This is a genomic window from Pseudomonas sp. NPDC089734 (genome assembly GCF_044748865.1).
Lineage (GTDB): Bacteria > Pseudomonadota > Gammaproteobacteria > Pseudomonadales > Pseudomonadaceae > Aquipseudomonas.
Window position 1 is genome coordinate 103613 of sequence record NZ_JBIVGV010000019.1, and the last position, 14460, is coordinate 118072.

Annotated in this window: 11 protein-coding genes; 5 read left to right on the forward strand and 6 right to left on the reverse strand. The window is 59.9% G+C overall.

Going from position 1 to position 14460, the window contains the following annotated elements; all coding sequences use genetic code 11:
- The first annotated feature begins 22 nt into the window (after positions 1 to 22).
- From ACIPY9_RS21040 to ACIPY9_RS21055, 4 genes are all read left to right on the forward strand, one after another.
- Positions 23 to 1399: an L-serine ammonia-lyase gene (locus ACIPY9_RS21040; RefSeq protein ID WP_400705923.1), complete on the forward strand. Its 1377-nt coding sequence runs from the start codon at positions 23 to 25 to the stop codon at positions 1397 to 1399.
- Positions 1400 to 1696: 297 nt separating this feature from the next.
- On the forward strand, positions 1697 to 3616 hold the full coding sequence (locus ACIPY9_RS21045) for an IucA/IucC family protein (RefSeq protein ID WP_400705926.1): 1920 nt from the start codon (positions 1697 to 1699) through the stop codon (positions 3614 to 3616).
- Entirely contained in the window at positions 3606 to 4811 is a 1206-nt protein-coding gene (locus tag ACIPY9_RS21050) for an MFS transporter (RefSeq protein WP_400705929.1), read from the forward strand. Before ACIPY9_RS21045 ends, ACIPY9_RS21050 begins: the two co-directional genes overlap by 11 nt.
- A 23-nt stretch (positions 4812 to 4834) precedes the next feature.
- Complete coding sequence (locus ACIPY9_RS21055; protein ID WP_400705932.1) at positions 4835 to 6943, forward strand: TonB-dependent receptor; 2109 nt, start codon at positions 4835 to 4837, stop codon at positions 6941 to 6943.
- Positions 6944 to 7005: 62 nt separating this feature from the next.
- On the opposite strand, the gene ACIPY9_RS21060 is transcribed toward ACIPY9_RS21055, so the two are convergent.
- The 5 genes from ACIPY9_RS21060 to epsC are packed head-to-tail and all read right to left on the reverse strand — an operon-like array spanning position 7006 to position 12268.
- The gene (locus ACIPY9_RS21060) at positions 7006 to 8163 is read right to left on the reverse strand and encodes a M20 aminoacylase family protein (RefSeq protein WP_400705935.1); all 1158 of its coding nucleotides are present in this window, start codon (positions 8161 to 8163) and stop codon (positions 7006 to 7008) included.
- Between the two features lie 5 nt (positions 8164 to 8168).
- Positions 8169 to 9686, reverse strand: a complete 1518-nt coding sequence (locus ACIPY9_RS21065) for an aldehyde dehydrogenase family protein (RefSeq protein ID WP_400705938.1) — start codon at positions 9684 to 9686, stop codon at positions 8169 to 8171.
- A 3-nt stretch (positions 9687 to 9689) separates the two neighbouring features.
- Positions 9690 to 10580: an NAD(P)-dependent oxidoreductase gene (locus ACIPY9_RS21070; protein ID WP_400705941.1), complete on the reverse strand. Its 891-nt coding sequence runs from the start codon at positions 10578 to 10580 to the stop codon at positions 9690 to 9692.
- A gap of 14 nt (positions 10581 to 10594) precedes the next feature.
- Entirely contained in the window at positions 10595 to 11485 is an 891-nt protein-coding gene (locus ACIPY9_RS21075) for a VOC family protein (RefSeq protein ID WP_400705944.1), read from the reverse strand.
- A gap of 21 nt (positions 11486 to 11506) precedes the next feature.
- Positions 11507 to 12268 (reverse strand): serine O-acetyltransferase EpsC, encoded by a 762-nt coding sequence (epsC, locus tag ACIPY9_RS21080; protein ID WP_400705947.1) that lies wholly within the window; start codon positions 12266 to 12268, stop codon positions 11507 to 11509.
- Positions 12269 to 12373: 105 nt separating this feature from the next.
- On the opposite strand from epsC, the gene ACIPY9_RS21085 reads away from it, so the two are divergent.
- Positions 12374 to 13279 carry a LysR family transcriptional regulator gene (locus tag ACIPY9_RS21085; RefSeq protein WP_400705950.1) on the forward strand — a complete coding sequence of 302 codons (906 nt, stop codon included), beginning with the start codon at positions 12374 to 12376 and terminating at the stop codon, positions 13277 to 13279.
- 19 nt (positions 13280 to 13298) lie between these two features.
- On the opposite strand, the gene ACIPY9_RS21090 is transcribed toward ACIPY9_RS21085, so the two are convergent.
- A complete protein-coding gene (locus ACIPY9_RS21090; RefSeq protein ID WP_400705953.1) occupies positions 13299 to 14231 on the reverse strand; it encodes an SIS domain-containing protein in 933 nt (310 codons plus the stop codon).
- Positions 14232 to 14460 lie beyond the last annotated feature (229 nt).

Consider the following 14460-nt stretch of genomic DNA (forward strand, 5'->3'; position numbering starts at 1 on the left):
ACTCATTTGCAGGATCTCCGTGATGGCTATCAGCGTCTTCGACATGTTCAAAATCGGCATTGGCCCTTCCAGCTCACACACCGTAGGGCCGATGCGAGCCGGAGCATTGTTTGTAACCGACCTGCGCAACCGCAATCAGTTGCAGAGCGTAGAGCGGATCGAAGTGCGATTGTACGGTTCTCTTTCGGCCACGGGCATAGGCCATGGCAGCGATCGTGCGACGGTGATGGGGTTGATGGGCGAATGGCCTGACCGGATCGACCCGAGCCAGGTCAATCAGCGCATCGACGCCCTGCTGGAAAACGGCCTGTTGTTGCTGGACGGTGAGCGGGAGATCCATTTTCTCTGGCAGCGCGACATGTGCCTGCTGGACGAAAGCCTGCCCTATCACCCCAACGGCATGACACTGTGCGCCTATGGGCCGACCGGCGAGATTTTCGAGCAGACCTACTATTCGGTCGGCGGCGGTTTCGTGATCGATGCCGAGCAGGCAGCCAGCGGAGTGCTGGACAACGACGACACCGTTCTGCCCTATGACTTTTCCAGTGGAGCCCAATTGCTCAAGCTGTGCAAGACCCATGGCCTGAGCGTTTCCCAACTGATGATGGCCAACGAAAAATCCTGGCGCAGCGAGGAAGAGATTCGCGAAAGGATTCTGGTCATCTGGGAAGCCATGCGTGACTGCGTGAACAAGGGCCTGAGCGAAACCGGGATTCTGCCCGGCGGCCTGAACGTCCGGCGGCGCGCCTATCGCCTGCATCAAAACCTGCAGAACCTCGACAACCCCAACGTGATCGGCTCGACCCTCAGTGCCATGGAATGGGTCAACCTGTTCGCACTGGCGGTCAACGAGGAAAACGCCGCCGGGGGCCGCATGGTGACCGCGCCCACCAACGGCGCAGCGGGCATCGTGCCAGCAGTGCTGCATTACTTCATGAAATTCAACCCCGCCGCCAATGACGACGACGTGGTGCGCTTCTTCCTCAGTGCTGCCGCCGTGGGCATTCTGTGCAAGAAAAACGCTTCGATCTCGGGTGCTGAAGTGGGCTGCCAGGGCGAAGTCGGCTCGGCCTGCGCCATGGCCGCTGCCGGGCTTGCCGAGATTCTCGGCGCGTCCCCCGAGCAAGTGGAAAACGCCGCTGAAATCGGCCTGGAACACAACCTGGGCCTGACCTGCGACCCGGTCGGCGGGCTGGTTCAGGTGCCTTGCATCGAGCGCAATGCGATTGCCGCGGTCAAGGCCATCAACGCCGCCCAGATGGCCCTGCGTGGCGATGGCGAACACTTCATCTCTCTGGACCATGCCATCCGCACCATGCGCGACACCGGCGCCGACATGCATGACAAGTACAAGGAAACGTCTCGCGGCGGCCTGGCGGTCAATCTGGTGGAATGCTGATCCACTTCTTCTGACAGAGCCCTTGAACAACAAGGGCTCTGTGCCTGCCTGCATCACGAAAAAGCCTCTGTTCCGCATGTCCTTTCTGGCTGTACAGAGGCTGTGAATGTGCGGGGCTCTTCCCGGATGAATCCGGTCCTGCCGACTGTACCGTACCGGAGAGCGGCGTGATGTCCTACCTGTCACATAGAAAAAATCTAACGCTAATGAAAGGAATTACTATTAGCATTTAAAAATATTGGGAGTACCCTCTGCGCCGTTTTGTATCTGGTATGTATCAACAAGGAGTTGATCTTGATGCACGCGCACATAAAAAAACAACAGCAACTACTCTCTCGCTGGAGCGAGGCCCTTGAAACACCTGCCTTCAAATCCCGTCACATCACCCTCGACCACCTGAGCAACGCCCTCGAACCGGCATTGCAACGTTCCTTCCAGCGCCTGATCCAGGCACTGTTTCGCGAAAGCCTGCTGGATGCCAGCACACTTGAATACGATGACCGGCAACGCTGCTGGCTGCCCCTGGAAAACGGCAGTCGCCTGTGTTTCGAGCACCTGTCTTCAGGACGCATGAACAGCTGGGACGTAAAAGGTGACATCACCCTGCACAACCCGACAGGCATTGCGCAGAAGATCCAGCTGCCTTCGCGGTTGCTGATGCTGCTCAGCACCCGACTCAACCCACCGGCTTCAAGCGAAGTGCTGGAACGTCTGTCACTGGAACTCGATGACAGCTTCAGCAACGATACGCTGTGCCTGGCGTTCCATCAGGGCTGGACACTTGAGCTGAAGGATCAGATCAAGACCGGCGACAGCAACCTGCTGGCCTGGATCAAGACCAATGGCAACCTTGCGAACCCGACATCGCTGCTTGAGCAATGGGGCACGCTGGGCCACCCCTGGCATCCGAACTACAAGACCAAGCTGGGCCTCAGTGCCGCTCAGGTCATTGCGTTCTCGCCGGAATTCGAGGCGAGTTTCCCGATCGTGTTGTGTGCACTGCACCGTCAATACGCACATGTGGAATCGCTGGGCGATACACCCGACTACTGGGACTGGTGGAAAGGCCACTTCCCCGAAGCCGCCGAGCAGTTGTGCAACCACCTGCAACAGCGTGGCCTGAATAGCCAGGACTATCTCCCGTTGCCTGCACACCCCTGGCAGGTCCAGGAAGAGCTGCCCCGCTCGTATGCCCAGGACATCGGCGATAACCTGCTGGTCCTGACTGACATCGTGGCCTTCGTCGGACACCCGACCATGTCCTTCCGGACCGTTCTGCCGCAGGCCAGCCGTACCGCGCCCATGGTCAAACTGCCCGTCGCACTGCGACTGACCAGCGTGCAGCGTACGGTGTCTCCTCGCTCTGCGCGCATGGGGCCACGCATCAGCCACCTGATCCTGCAGATTCTGGATCGGGAGCCAGAAGTCCAGCGCCTTCTCAACATCGTCCCGGAACGCATCGGCGTGCATTACGCGCCGCAACCGGCCGACGACGAGCGTTCACGCCACGCCGCCGTGCTCTATCGCGACAACCCGCTCACCTTGCTGCGCGAAGGTGAACTGGCGATTCCGGTCGGCAGCCTGTTCGCGGTGAACGAGCACCAACAGCCGTTGCTGCGTGACTGGGTGAAGCTGGCTCAGGGGCGTGATGACAGCGAAGCCATGCTGGCTTTCTTCGAGCAGTACCTGTCCATCGCAGTGCCCAGCCTGCTCGGCCTGTATCTGATGTACGGCCTGGCCTTCGAGGCTCACCAGCAGAACAGCTTCATGGTGATGGGCGCCAACGCCCAGCCGGATCGCCTGCTGCTGCGCGATTTCGGAGATATCCGGATCGACCGCAAGTCCCTGCACGCCAAGGGGCTGGATATCCCGCTGCACGATCCGAAGATGACGCTGTACGACGAATCCGGTTTTGTCCGCGACAAACTTCTGCACACCACCTTCATGTGCCACCTGGGTGAACTGGCCCTGCTCTGCGCCCGTCACTGGAACCTGCCACAGGACATGCTCTGGAATCGCTTGTCCGCCCAGGTCAGCCAATGCTTCGACACCCTGCGCGACCGGGTCGACCCGGAACGCTGGGAAAGCGAACGCAAAGCCTTGCTGGAGGACGACTGGCCTGCCAAGTCGTTCATGCGCATGCGCCTGCTCGACAGCCATGCCGATATCGTCGGCCGCCTGAGCAATCCGCTGCGTGTGACTGCCAATGGCTGCTGATGGACGCGCATTGCGGCTATTGGTGCTGATCCAGCTCGTCTCCATGGGTGCCATGGAGATGAGCGGTCCGTTCTGGCCCTTGCAGATCAAGCATCTGCTCGGGCCGGAGCAAGCCCATTACACCGCTCTATTGTCATCACTGGTGTATGCCGGCCCCATGCTTGCGGCCATGGTGCTGACGCCGTTATGGGGCAAGCTCGGTGATCGCACGGGGCACAAGCCCATGATCATTCGTGCCTTGCTGGCTCTGGCGCTGTGCCAAGGCCTGGCGGCGGTCATCACCGATCCATGGCTGCTGGTGTTGGTTCGGGTCGCCCAAGGCGCACTGGCCGGTTTTCTGGCCACGGCTCAGGCGTATGCCCTGGCCTGCTGCGACAGTTCAAAGCGGGGTCACACACTGGCGCGCCTGCAATCGGCAACCGCTGTCGGCTCATTGCTCGGGCCTGTTCTGGGTGGCTGGCTGATGGATACTTCGGGCTTCGCGATGCTGTGCTATGGCGCAACGGTCGTATGCCTGCTGTGCGTAGTGGGCAGTTTCTTTCTGCCTGCCGACAAGCCCGCTGCCCGCCAGAAGAAATCGGTCACGCCCGTGGCCCTGCCCAAACGCTGGCTCGGTGCAGTGCTGTCGATCATCGTGCTGATTCAGGCCGCCAAGCTCATGCCGCAACCCTTCTACGCCCTGTACGTGGCCGATGTGTTGCTCGCGCCGGGCTGGCTGATTGGTGCCACCTACGCCGCCAGCGCCGCATCGCTGGCCATTTGCGCTCCGCTGTGGGGTCGCCTGTTCGACCGCTGGCAACCGGCCTACACCTTGCGCGTCATCGAGGGCGTGGCCTGGTTGTGCGCTCTGACACTGGCGGCCACGGCACTGGCCAGCGAATGGATGGGCTTTCTGGCCAGTCGCCTGCTGTGGGGTGTCTGGCAAGGCGCACTGCTGCCGGTGGCCTACACCCTGATCGCCAATACCGTGAGTTCCAGTCAACAAGGCTTTGCGTTGGGGCTGGGCAACAGTGCGGCCAAGGCTGGCGCGCTGCTGGGCACCGTACTCGGCGGTATCGGCATGGGGCTGATCGGACTGGCTCACAGTTTCTGGCTCGTGGCCCTGACCTACGCCATCGCAGCGCTGGGCATCCACTGGATACGCAACTCCAGCTCAGTGCCCGAAACCCAAAACGCTGTCTCCACACACACTTAACTACAACTAGAAAAGACCACATCATGACCCGAAGTAAACTTTCTCTTCTGATCCCTCTGCTCGGCTCCATCAACACACTGGCCTGGGCCGAAGAAGTCTCGCAGGCCAATACCATCAGCCTGCCTGACAGCGTCGTTTCGGCCACTCGCAGCGAAGCCAGCATCGCTTCGATTCCAGGTTCGGTGCAGGTCATCGACGAACAGCAGGTGCGCGAACAGAGCGGTGCCGGGCGTCGCGTGTCCGACATCCTGGGGCAACTGGTTCCGGGCCTCGCGCCCTCCAGCGGCGGTATGAGCAACTTCGGCCAGACCCTGCGCGGGCGCAACATGCTGGTGTTGATCGACGGTGTGTCGCAGAACGCCACGCGAGACAACTTCCGTCAGCTCAACAGCATCTCGCCAGCCAGTATCGAGCGCATCGAAATCATCTCCGGCGCCAGCAGCATCTACGGAGCCGGCGCATCGGGCGGTATCGTCAACATCATCACCAAGCGCAACCAGGGCCAGGACATTGCCTACAGCAGCAAGCTGGGCATGACCACCGGCAACAACCTCAACCACAAGGGCTTTGCCTATGAAGCCTTCCAGAGCGCAACCGGGCGCAAGGACGCACTGGACTGGTATGTCTCGGCCAACCTGACCCAACGCAACGACCAGTTCGACGGCAACGGTAAACGCATCCCTCAGGACACCTCCCAGGGCAGCAACATGGACACCGAAACCTATGACCTGCAAGGTCGTTTCGGTTATGAAATCGATGCCGACAAAAAGATCAGCCTGGCCCTGCAGGACTACAAGGACGAGCAGGACACTGACTACACCAAGAACCCGGCCAACACCCGGGAAGCGGTTGCGATCAAAGGGCTGAATCTCGACGACCAGCCTTACACCCATAACCAGTCGGTGAACCTCAACTACTCCGATCACGACCTGTATGGCCAGTCCCTGCAACTGGAAACCTACTGGCGTCGTGCCGATGCGCTGTTCTTCCCCGATCTGTCACGCGGCAATGCCGGCATTGCCGACAACAACAGCGTCCAGGATGTCTACGGTCTGCGCGCCGCCATCGAAAGCGATCTGCCGTCCATTGGCGAAGCCACCGGCAAGCTGGTGTGGGGTGCCGACTACAGCAACGAGCGCACTCGTCAGCGTGGCGATCAATACCGTGTCACCGGGCTGAACTACGTCAAGACCGGTACGACCTATGAAATGGGGCCGGACATCGAAACCAAGACCAAGGCGATTTTCGGCCAGATGTCCTGGGACATCCGTGACTGGACCTTGCGCGCCGGTATCCGCCGCGAGTGGATCGAAAGCGAGGTGTCCGACAGCATTGCCTACGGTGAAATCGTGCAGACCGGCGTACGTGCCACCCTGCCTGGCGATACCCTCAAGTACGACGCCACCCTCTACAACCTGGGCGTGGTCTACCACCTGAGTGAAAACCAGGACATTTTCGCCAATTACAGCCAGGGCTTTTCGCTGCCGGATCTTCAGCGTTTCATGCGCGATGTCAGCAGCACCTTCAATATCCAGAGCCTCAACGCCCAGGCCATCAAGGTCGACAGCTATGAGCTGGGCTGGCGCGGTAACTGGGATAAATGGCAAGCCGACACGACCGTGTATGAAAACACGTCCGACGTCACTCAGTTCTTCGATGCCAACGAGCGCGTGCTGCGTCTGATCAGCCAGAAAGAGCGTGTACGCGGTATCGAGAACAGCCTGACCTATCGTGCGACAGACAACTGGTCGCTGGGTGGCACTTATGCATGGGCCAAAGGCGAGACGCAGCAGAACGGTAAATGGATCGACCTGCCTGCAACGCGCATTTCCCCGGCCAAGACCACGCTGTTCGTGAGTTACAGCACGGACGACTACAGCCTGCGTCTGCAAGGCATGCGTCTGGAAAGCTACGATGCCGCCACCAAGGACAACAATGGCCGTGACATCGAAGGCTACACGCTGGTAGACCTTCTGGGCTCCGTGCAATTGCCGGTCGGCCGTCTGGAAGGTGGGGTTTACAACCTGAGCAATCGTACCTATCAGACCCTGCTGGCCCAGGCCAACGCCCGCGCTCCTTATGCGAATGCAGAAGGACGTACGCTGAGCCTGAGTTACTCGATCGACTGGTAAGAAAAGCGCCCCTCTCCCACAGACTCCGTGAGAGAGGGGCTTTCCTGCAACAAGGTAGCCGGTCAGCTTACTGGCAGGCACTGCTCCACCAGCGACGTCCAGACTGCGACGCCCGGCTCGATCACCTGATCGTTGAAGTCGTAGTAAGGGTTATGCAGTGCAGCCGAAGGCTTCTCGCCATCCACGCCCAGCCAGACATAAGCACCGGGACACGCCTGCAGCATGAAGGCGAAGTCTTCGGATGCCATCGACGGGTTGCAGCCCCACTGCACGTTGGCCTCCCCCACTGCCGCCACCGCCGCACGACGAATCGTGGCCGCCGCTTCGACATGGTTCTCGGTGACCGGATAACCGACGTTATAGACCAGTTCTCCTCGCACCCCGAAGGCCGCCGGCAGACGCTCGACGAACTCGCCGATCAGTTGCTCGACCTTGTCCCGTACCGGTGTCTGCAAGCAACGCACCGTACCGCGTAACACGGCGGTTTCCGGAATGACGTTGATCGCCTCGCCCGCATTGAACTGAGTGATGCTGACCACCGCTGAATCCAGCGGCGACAGACGTCGCGACACGATGGTCTGCAACCCCAGCACCAGTTCGGCTGCCGCCACGATCGGATCGGTGCCCTTGTCCGGCATGGCCGCATGGCTGCCCTTGCCGGTCAGGGTGATCTCGAAGGTGTCCAGCGACGCCATCATCGGCCCCGGATTGATCACCACATTGCCTGCCGGAACGCCGGGCCAGTTATGCAGCCCGTAGATCGCATCCATCGGGAACAGGGTGAACAGACCGTCCTCGATCATCTTCTGCGCACCGCCGAGGTTTTCCTCGGCGGGCTGAAAGACGAAATGCACCGTGCCACGAAAGTTTCGCGTCTCGGCCAGATGCCTTGCCGTTGCCAGCAGAATGGCCGTGTGGCCATCATGCCCGCATGCATGCATGCAGCCCTTGTGCACCGACTTGTGCGCACTGTCACCCAATTCCTGGATAGGCAGCGCGTCCATGTCGGCACGGATACCGATGACCGGACCATCGCCGGTGCGCAGGGTCCCGACGACGCCGGTGCCCCCGAGCCCGCGATGGACTTCAATGCCGAAGCTGGTCAGCAACCGAGCCACCTGATCGGAGGTCTGCAACTCTTTGAAGCCCAGTTCGGGCGCCGCATGAATCGTGCGACGCCAGACGGTGGCCTGTTCGATCAGGGCCTTGGAAATCGTCATCACCTTCACTCCAGACTCGCGCCATAGCCAAAGCTTGCCGCTGGCTTGGCGGCAGTTTCGACCCAGACGCTTTTCACTTCGCTGTATTCGCGCAGTGCATCGAGGCCCGAAGAACGACCATAGCCGCTTTCACCGTAACCGCCAAATGGCGAGCTGACGTGAATGGTCTTGTAGCCATTGACCCAGAAAGTCCCGGCACGCACTTGTTTGGCAACGCGATGGGCACGACCGACATCACGGGTCCAGACACCACCGGCCAGGCCGAAACGGCTGTCGTTGGCGATGCGGATGGCGTCTTCTTCGTCCTTGAACGGAATCGCCACGACCACCGGCCCGAAGATTTCTTCCTGGGCGCAATACAGATCGTTGGTGCCCGCCAGTACGGTCGGATTGACGTAGTAGCCTGGTTTGTTCGGGATCGGATCGGCGTCTTTGCCCACCAGTTTCGCGCCGTCTTTCAAGGCGCCTTCGACCATGGTCTTCACATGGTTGTATTGCTTGGCGTTGTTGATCGGGCCGATCTGGGTTTCCGGGTCGCTCGGGTCACCGACCTTGAATTGCGTGGCGGCCACAGCCAGAGCGTTGGTGAACTTCTCGAAGATCGACTCCTGCACCAGCAGGCGCGAACCGGATACGCAGCTTTGGCCGGCACCGGAGAAGATCGCAGCCTGGGCACCGCGAAGGGCGACTTCCAGATCCGCATCCTCAAACACGATGTTGGCCGACTTGCCACCCAGTTCCAGCACGGCCGGGATGCAACGCTGAGCCGCCGCAACGGCGATATGACGCCCGGTGGCAGGCGAACCCACGAACACGACCTTGCGAATGTCGGCCTTGGCGATGAAGGCCTGGCCGATGGAGTGGCCGAAACCGGCAATCACGTTGACCAGACCTTTTGGCACACCGGCACGTTCGATCAGGACACCGATCATCAACGAGCTGAGCGGCGTCAGTTCGGACGGTTTGAGAATGACCGCGTTACCGGCGGCAATGGCCGGTGCGATCTGCCAGCCGCAGGTGAAGATCGGTGCGTTCCATGGGGTGATCTGCAATACGGTGCCCAGCGGCTCGTATGTCACGTAGTTCAGGTGCGTGGTCGGCACCGGAATGATTTCACCGTGCAGCTTGTCAGCCCAACCGGCGTAGTACTCGAACATCTCGGCCACTTTGAGCACTTCGACACGGGCATCGCGGATCGGCTTGTTGGCGGTCAGGGATTCGATCTGCGCCAGATTTTCCTGTTCTTCACGAATCAGGCTGCCGATCTGGTACATGGCACGGCCACGCGCCTGAGCGGTCATTGCCCACCATTGTGTCTGAGCCGCCCTGGCCGCCTTGTCGGCAACCTCGACCAGCGAAGCATCGGCATCGGGAAAGGTCAGCAATACACTGTCATCGTGGGCATTGCGCACTTCGACAGGCGCACCATGACCTTCGACGAACGCGCCACCGACATAGCTGGCAATGACACTGCGATCGCCCCAGTAAGGGCGCATCAGTTCAAGGATTTTTGCAGTGCTCATTGATTATTCTCCACGGCCAAAAAGTTGGGCATCGGTACGCTGCACGATTGCGCAGAAGTCTTCGTTGTCTGCCAGGGTTTCGCTGCTGGCTTTCCACAGTTGCGCCACGATGCGCGACAGCGGCAGTTCCATGTCCAGGCTGTCCGCCAGATCACTGGCCAACCCGACGTCCTTGCGCATCAGGCCCATGGTGAAACCGGAATCGTAAGCCTTGTTGAGTACCCAGGTCGGGAACATCACTTGGGTAGCACCACTGCGGCCGGAACCGGCATTGAGGCCTTGCAGGAGTTTTTCCGGGTCGACACCGGCCTTGGCGGCCATGGCAACGGCTTCGGCGGTGCTGATCAGGTGACAGGCGGCCAGCATGTTGTTGGCGATCTTGGCGACGTTACCCGCACCGCACTTACCGACGTGAACCCGAGTGCCGCTCATGCCCTCAAGTACGGGCATGACGCGAGCCAGATCATCATCCTCGGCACCGATCACCATGGACATGGTGCCGGTCGCTGCGCCTTTCGGGCCGCCGGAAACCGGGGCATCGATAAAGGCCACGCCGGTTTTCGACAGCTCGGCAGCCACCTTGCGGCTCATCTCCGGTGTGGACGTGGTAGTGTCGACCACGATCAACCCCTTGCGGCCGAACTCGATAATGCCGCCTTCGCCCAGGCATACCGACTCGACATGCTCGGCCTTGGGCAGGGACAGGATCAGAATGTCCGAGTCCTGAATCAATTGTTTACGGTCGGCAACCGGCTTCACGCCCTTGCCTTCGGCTTGAGACAGGGCGGCCTGAGACAGGTCGAAACCGCTCACGTCAAAGCCTTTGCCCGCCAGGGTAGCCGCCATGCCGCCGCCCATGTTGCCCAGTCCGATCACACCTACTTTCACAGTCATGTTCCGCATCTCGGTTAAAGGTTTTGTACGAATTCAAGGATGACGTTGCCGGCCGCTTCGGGTTGCACCATGACGCGGCCCGGCACTTGTTCATGAGGGACTTCGTTGTGTTCAAGGATGAAACGAAGCGTGTCCAGGCTTTTGGTATGCAGTCCGATGGCAATGGCATGCGCCCGTTCGCGTGCTGCATGCGGCAACCTGATGCCCGGGTATTCCAGGGCTGCGGTTTCGGCGTCCATGGCCCGCAGGAGTCCACAACGGGTATCGGCCTGCAAGACACTGCCGTTGTAGGACACGGCATCACCGTAGAGGGCCTTCCAGCGAGGCTCCAGCTCTGCCGGATCGGCCAGGTAGGTCAGGCTGACAATCCCGTCCACGCCGTTGCAGTGGTTCTGCCAGCCGGGCACCCAGATCAGTTCGGGCCGATGCTGGTGACAGATGAAGTTCGAGGCATCGGGCAGCGCCGGGTCGATGAACAGGCCGAGCGACACCACCGCTTCATCCGGCGTCCCGTCAGGCAATGTCATGCTGCGACGAAAATCGATCCTTCCCTGACTGGCCAGACCGGCCTCGACCAGGCGAGCGTGATCCGCATCGGCATCCTTGCTGTGCAGCGCAACCAGCGACACGCCCTCTTCCCCGCGGTCCAGAAACTCACCCAGCTGGCGACCGAAACAGAAACCGTTGACCGAATTGGTGCCGAACTTGCTGGCGTCATCGATGCCGATCAGCTCAATGAAGTTGCTTTTGAACATCATCAATGACGTCACGCTGCCCCATGGGTGATAGCTGATCGGGGACGGCATGAAGCCCATCTTCCGATAGAGCTGCAGCACGTGGGCATGGTCACGCACCGTGACCAGTGGATGATCGATACCTTGAGGAAACTGTGCGACGGCGGCCATATGCGAACTATCCCTGGGTCATTATTGTGTTTTGGTTGTGAAGGTCGCGAGTGAAGCGGGGGCGTTACCGACAGGTCTGGCTGGCGTGCCTGCCACCACCACGCCGGCGGCAACAGGTTTGAGTACGACGGAGTTGGCGGCCACAATGGCCCGCTCGCCGACTTCGATATTGCCCAGCACGGTCGCTCCCGCGCAGATCAACGCGCCACGACGGATCTTGGGATGCCGGTCACCGGCTTCACTGAGGGTGCTACCCAGCGTGACGCCATGCCAGAGGCTGACTTCATCTTCGACGATCGCGGTCTCACCGATCACCAGCCCTATACCGTGATCGACGAACAACGCCTTGCCGAGCCGGGCGGCGGGGTGAATATCGATGCTCCAGGTGTTAGCCGCCCAGTTCTGAAGCAGCACGGCACTTTGAATGTCGCCGTCATTCCATAACGAATGGGCAATGCGATAGGCCTGCACAGCCTGAATGCCACGAAAGGTCAGGAAAGCGGTCAGGTGGTCCGGGCAGGCCGGGTTGACGATAACCAGGTGGTTGATATCCGCAGCCGCCGATTCTGCAATGGACGGGTTGGAACGCATGACAGACTTGAACCAGGCCTCCAGGTCGGCGTCGGGCACCTTGTCCTGAAGCTGGCAAGCCAGGTTGGCTGCCAGTGCAGACTCAAAGGAGGAATGCGAGAGGATCCGCGCCTGTGCATGAAGGCCAAGCACCGGGTTACGTTCACCAAGCTGTTGCGCCTGTTCGCGCAAGCATTGCCAAAGAGCTGTCATACACCCCTCCCATCTGCGATGAGCCGAGTATGGACAGCGCTGACCCCCATCAGCAATAATCCTGAAATTGAATTTATGTTGCCTTTACAGCAACACAGGAAAATCATGAGCCTGGTCCAGGATCGTCGGATTCTTTATTTCTTTGAAGCAGTGCGTCTGGGCAGTGTCCGGGCGGCTGCCGACTTTCTGAACGTAGCCCCGTCGGCTGTCAGCCGGCAGATTGCACAACTGGAACAGGAGCTGGGTTCTCCCCTGCTGGAAAGGCATCGGCGAGGTGTCAAACCCACCGAAGCGGGCGATAAGGTGCTGGCGTATTACCGGCAGAGACTCACCCAGCAGGAGGTTCTGCTGGAATCGATCCAGGCACTGCGCGGGCTGCACAGCGGCTCGGTCACACTGGTTTCGGGCGAGGGGTTTCTTGAGAGCCTGGCGCAGCCACTGGCGAAGTTTTCATCGCTCTACCCCCGGATAGAGCTGATCGTGAACGTATGCGGCAGCAACGAGGTGATCCGTCAGGTGGTTGAGGACGAAGCGCATATCGGTCTGGTCTTCAACCCGGCCGCCGACCCGAAAATCCGCTCCCATGCGCATCAGAGGCAACCCGTTTGCGTGGTAACCGCTCCAGACCATCCTTTGGCCCTGGAACAAGGGCCTCTTGAGCTCAAGGGGCTGGACCGCTATCAGTTGGCGTTGCCAGGGGTGTCCTACGGGATACGCCAGATTCTTCTGCAAGCCGAGCATCAACTGGGTGTATCCGTGAAGCCTGTACTGACCTGCAACACCTTCGCCATGCTCAAGCACTTCGCCATGCACGGCGGCGTCACGTTGCTGCCCACGTTCGTGATCGAAGAAGAACTGAAAGCGGGCAAGCTGCTGGCCCTGCCCTTGCAGAATGAAGTGTTCAGCAGCCCCCAGACTCACCTGATCAGCCGTCTGGGGCGTCAACTCAGCGTAGGAGCCAGCCGGCTCATGACAATGCTTTTGCAGGAAATGACCGCATTCAAGAACTGAGGCGGGCCTGACAAGCCTCTCAGTCGAAGATCTCGACCACACCCACTACTGCATGGCTGTCATCGATGACCGCCAATGCACGAATCTTGTTCTCGATCATGCAGGCTTCGGCTTCGGACAATTGCGCATCCGATTTGATGGTACGCGGGCTGGACGTCATGAAGCTGGAAACGGTTTCATTCAATACGCCCGGATTTTTCAGCAACGCACGGCGCAGATCACCATCCGTCACAATCCCCACCAAGGCCCCCTGCTCAACAACGAGGGCCAGCCCCAGGCGACTCTGAGTCATCATCAGCAGGCAATCGTGAAAACGGGTTCCCGGGCTTACCACCGGAGCTGGTGAGTGCATGACATCACTGACACGGGTCAGCAGCTTGCGTCCCAGACTGCCGCCGGGGTGGTAGCGGGCAAAGTCCATGGGCTTGAATTGCAGGGCTTCAATCAAGGCCACAGCCAGCGCGTCACCCATGGCCATGGTCGCCAGGGTAGAAGTTGTCGGAGCCAGGTTGTTCGGGCATACCTCACGATCAACGGAAATATCCAGCCAGATGTCAGCATGTCTGGCCAGCGTGGATTTGCCGTTGCCGGTCATGGCAATGATCTTGTTGCCAAACGACTTGAGACTAGGGATCAGCTTGACCACTTCCTCAGTCTCGCCGCTGTAGCTGATCAGAATCAGTACATCGACCGGCTTGAGCATCCCCAGGTCACCATGAAAGGCTTCTGCCGGGTGCAGAAAGAAACTGGGGGTTCCGGTGGAAGCGAAAGTGGCGACCATCTTTTTGCCGATCAAGCCAGACTTGCCCATCCCACAAACAGCAGCACGGCCTTTACAGCTCAGGATAAGGTCAACGGCACGTTGAAACTCATCGTCCAGGCGGTCTGCCAGTTGGCCAATAGCCTGGGCCTGGGCAATGAGGGCTTCTTTGGCAATGGGCAGGTGGTTCATGGTTCGGCTGGCGTCCGTAAGGCAATAAGAGAAAGGCGGCGATTCTTGAGGGTTTTACGGATTTTGGCAAACCCTGTGTCCGTCATTTGAAATTTATTACGCCCATAAAGACAAAACCCCAACTGCCTAGGCAGTTGGGGTTTCGGAATGAATCTTGACGATGACCTACTCTCACATGGGGAAACCCCACACTACCATCGGCGATGCATCGTTTCACTGCTGAGTTCGG

What these genes read in the sequence shown, in the direction of transcription:
- ACIPY9_RS21040 (WP_400705923.1), top strand. Translation starts at nt 23, where the DNA reads ATGGCTATCAGCGTCTTCGACATGTTCAAAATCGGCATTGGCCCTTCC.
- ACIPY9_RS21045 (WP_400705926.1), top strand. Translation starts at nt 1,697, where the DNA reads ATGCACGCGCACATAAAAAAACAACAGCAACTACTCTCTCGCTGGAGC.
- ACIPY9_RS21050 (WP_400705929.1), top strand. Translation starts at nt 3,606, where the DNA reads ATGGCTGCTGATGGACGCGCATTGCGGCTATTGGTGCTGATCCAGCTC.
- ACIPY9_RS21055 (WP_400705932.1), top strand. Translation starts at nt 4,835, where the DNA reads ATGACCCGAAGTAAACTTTCTCTTCTGATCCCTCTGCTCGGCTCCATC.
- ACIPY9_RS21060 (WP_400705935.1), bottom strand. Translation starts at nt 8,163, where the DNA reads ATGACGATTTCCAAGGCCCTGATCGAACAGGCCACCGTCTGGCGTCGC.
- ACIPY9_RS21065 (WP_400705938.1), bottom strand. Translation starts at nt 9,686, where the DNA reads ATGAGCACTGCAAAAATCCTTGAACTGATGCGCCCTTACTGGGGCGAT.
- ACIPY9_RS21070 (WP_400705941.1), bottom strand. Translation starts at nt 10,580, where the DNA reads ATGACTGTGAAAGTAGGTGTGATCGGACTGGGCAACATGGGCGGCGGC.
- ACIPY9_RS21075 (WP_400705944.1), bottom strand. Translation starts at nt 11,485, where the DNA reads ATGGCCGCCGTCGCACAGTTTCCTCAAGGTATCGATCATCCACTGGTC.
- epsC (WP_400705947.1), bottom strand. Translation starts at nt 12,268, where the DNA reads ATGACAGCTCTTTGGCAATGCTTGCGCGAACAGGCGCAACAGCTTGGT.
- ACIPY9_RS21085 (WP_400705950.1), top strand. Translation starts at nt 12,374, where the DNA reads ATGAGCCTGGTCCAGGATCGTCGGATTCTTTATTTCTTTGAAGCAGTG.
- ACIPY9_RS21090 (WP_400705953.1), bottom strand. Translation starts at nt 14,231, where the DNA reads ATGAACCACCTGCCCATTGCCAAAGAAGCCCTCATTGCCCAGGCCCAG.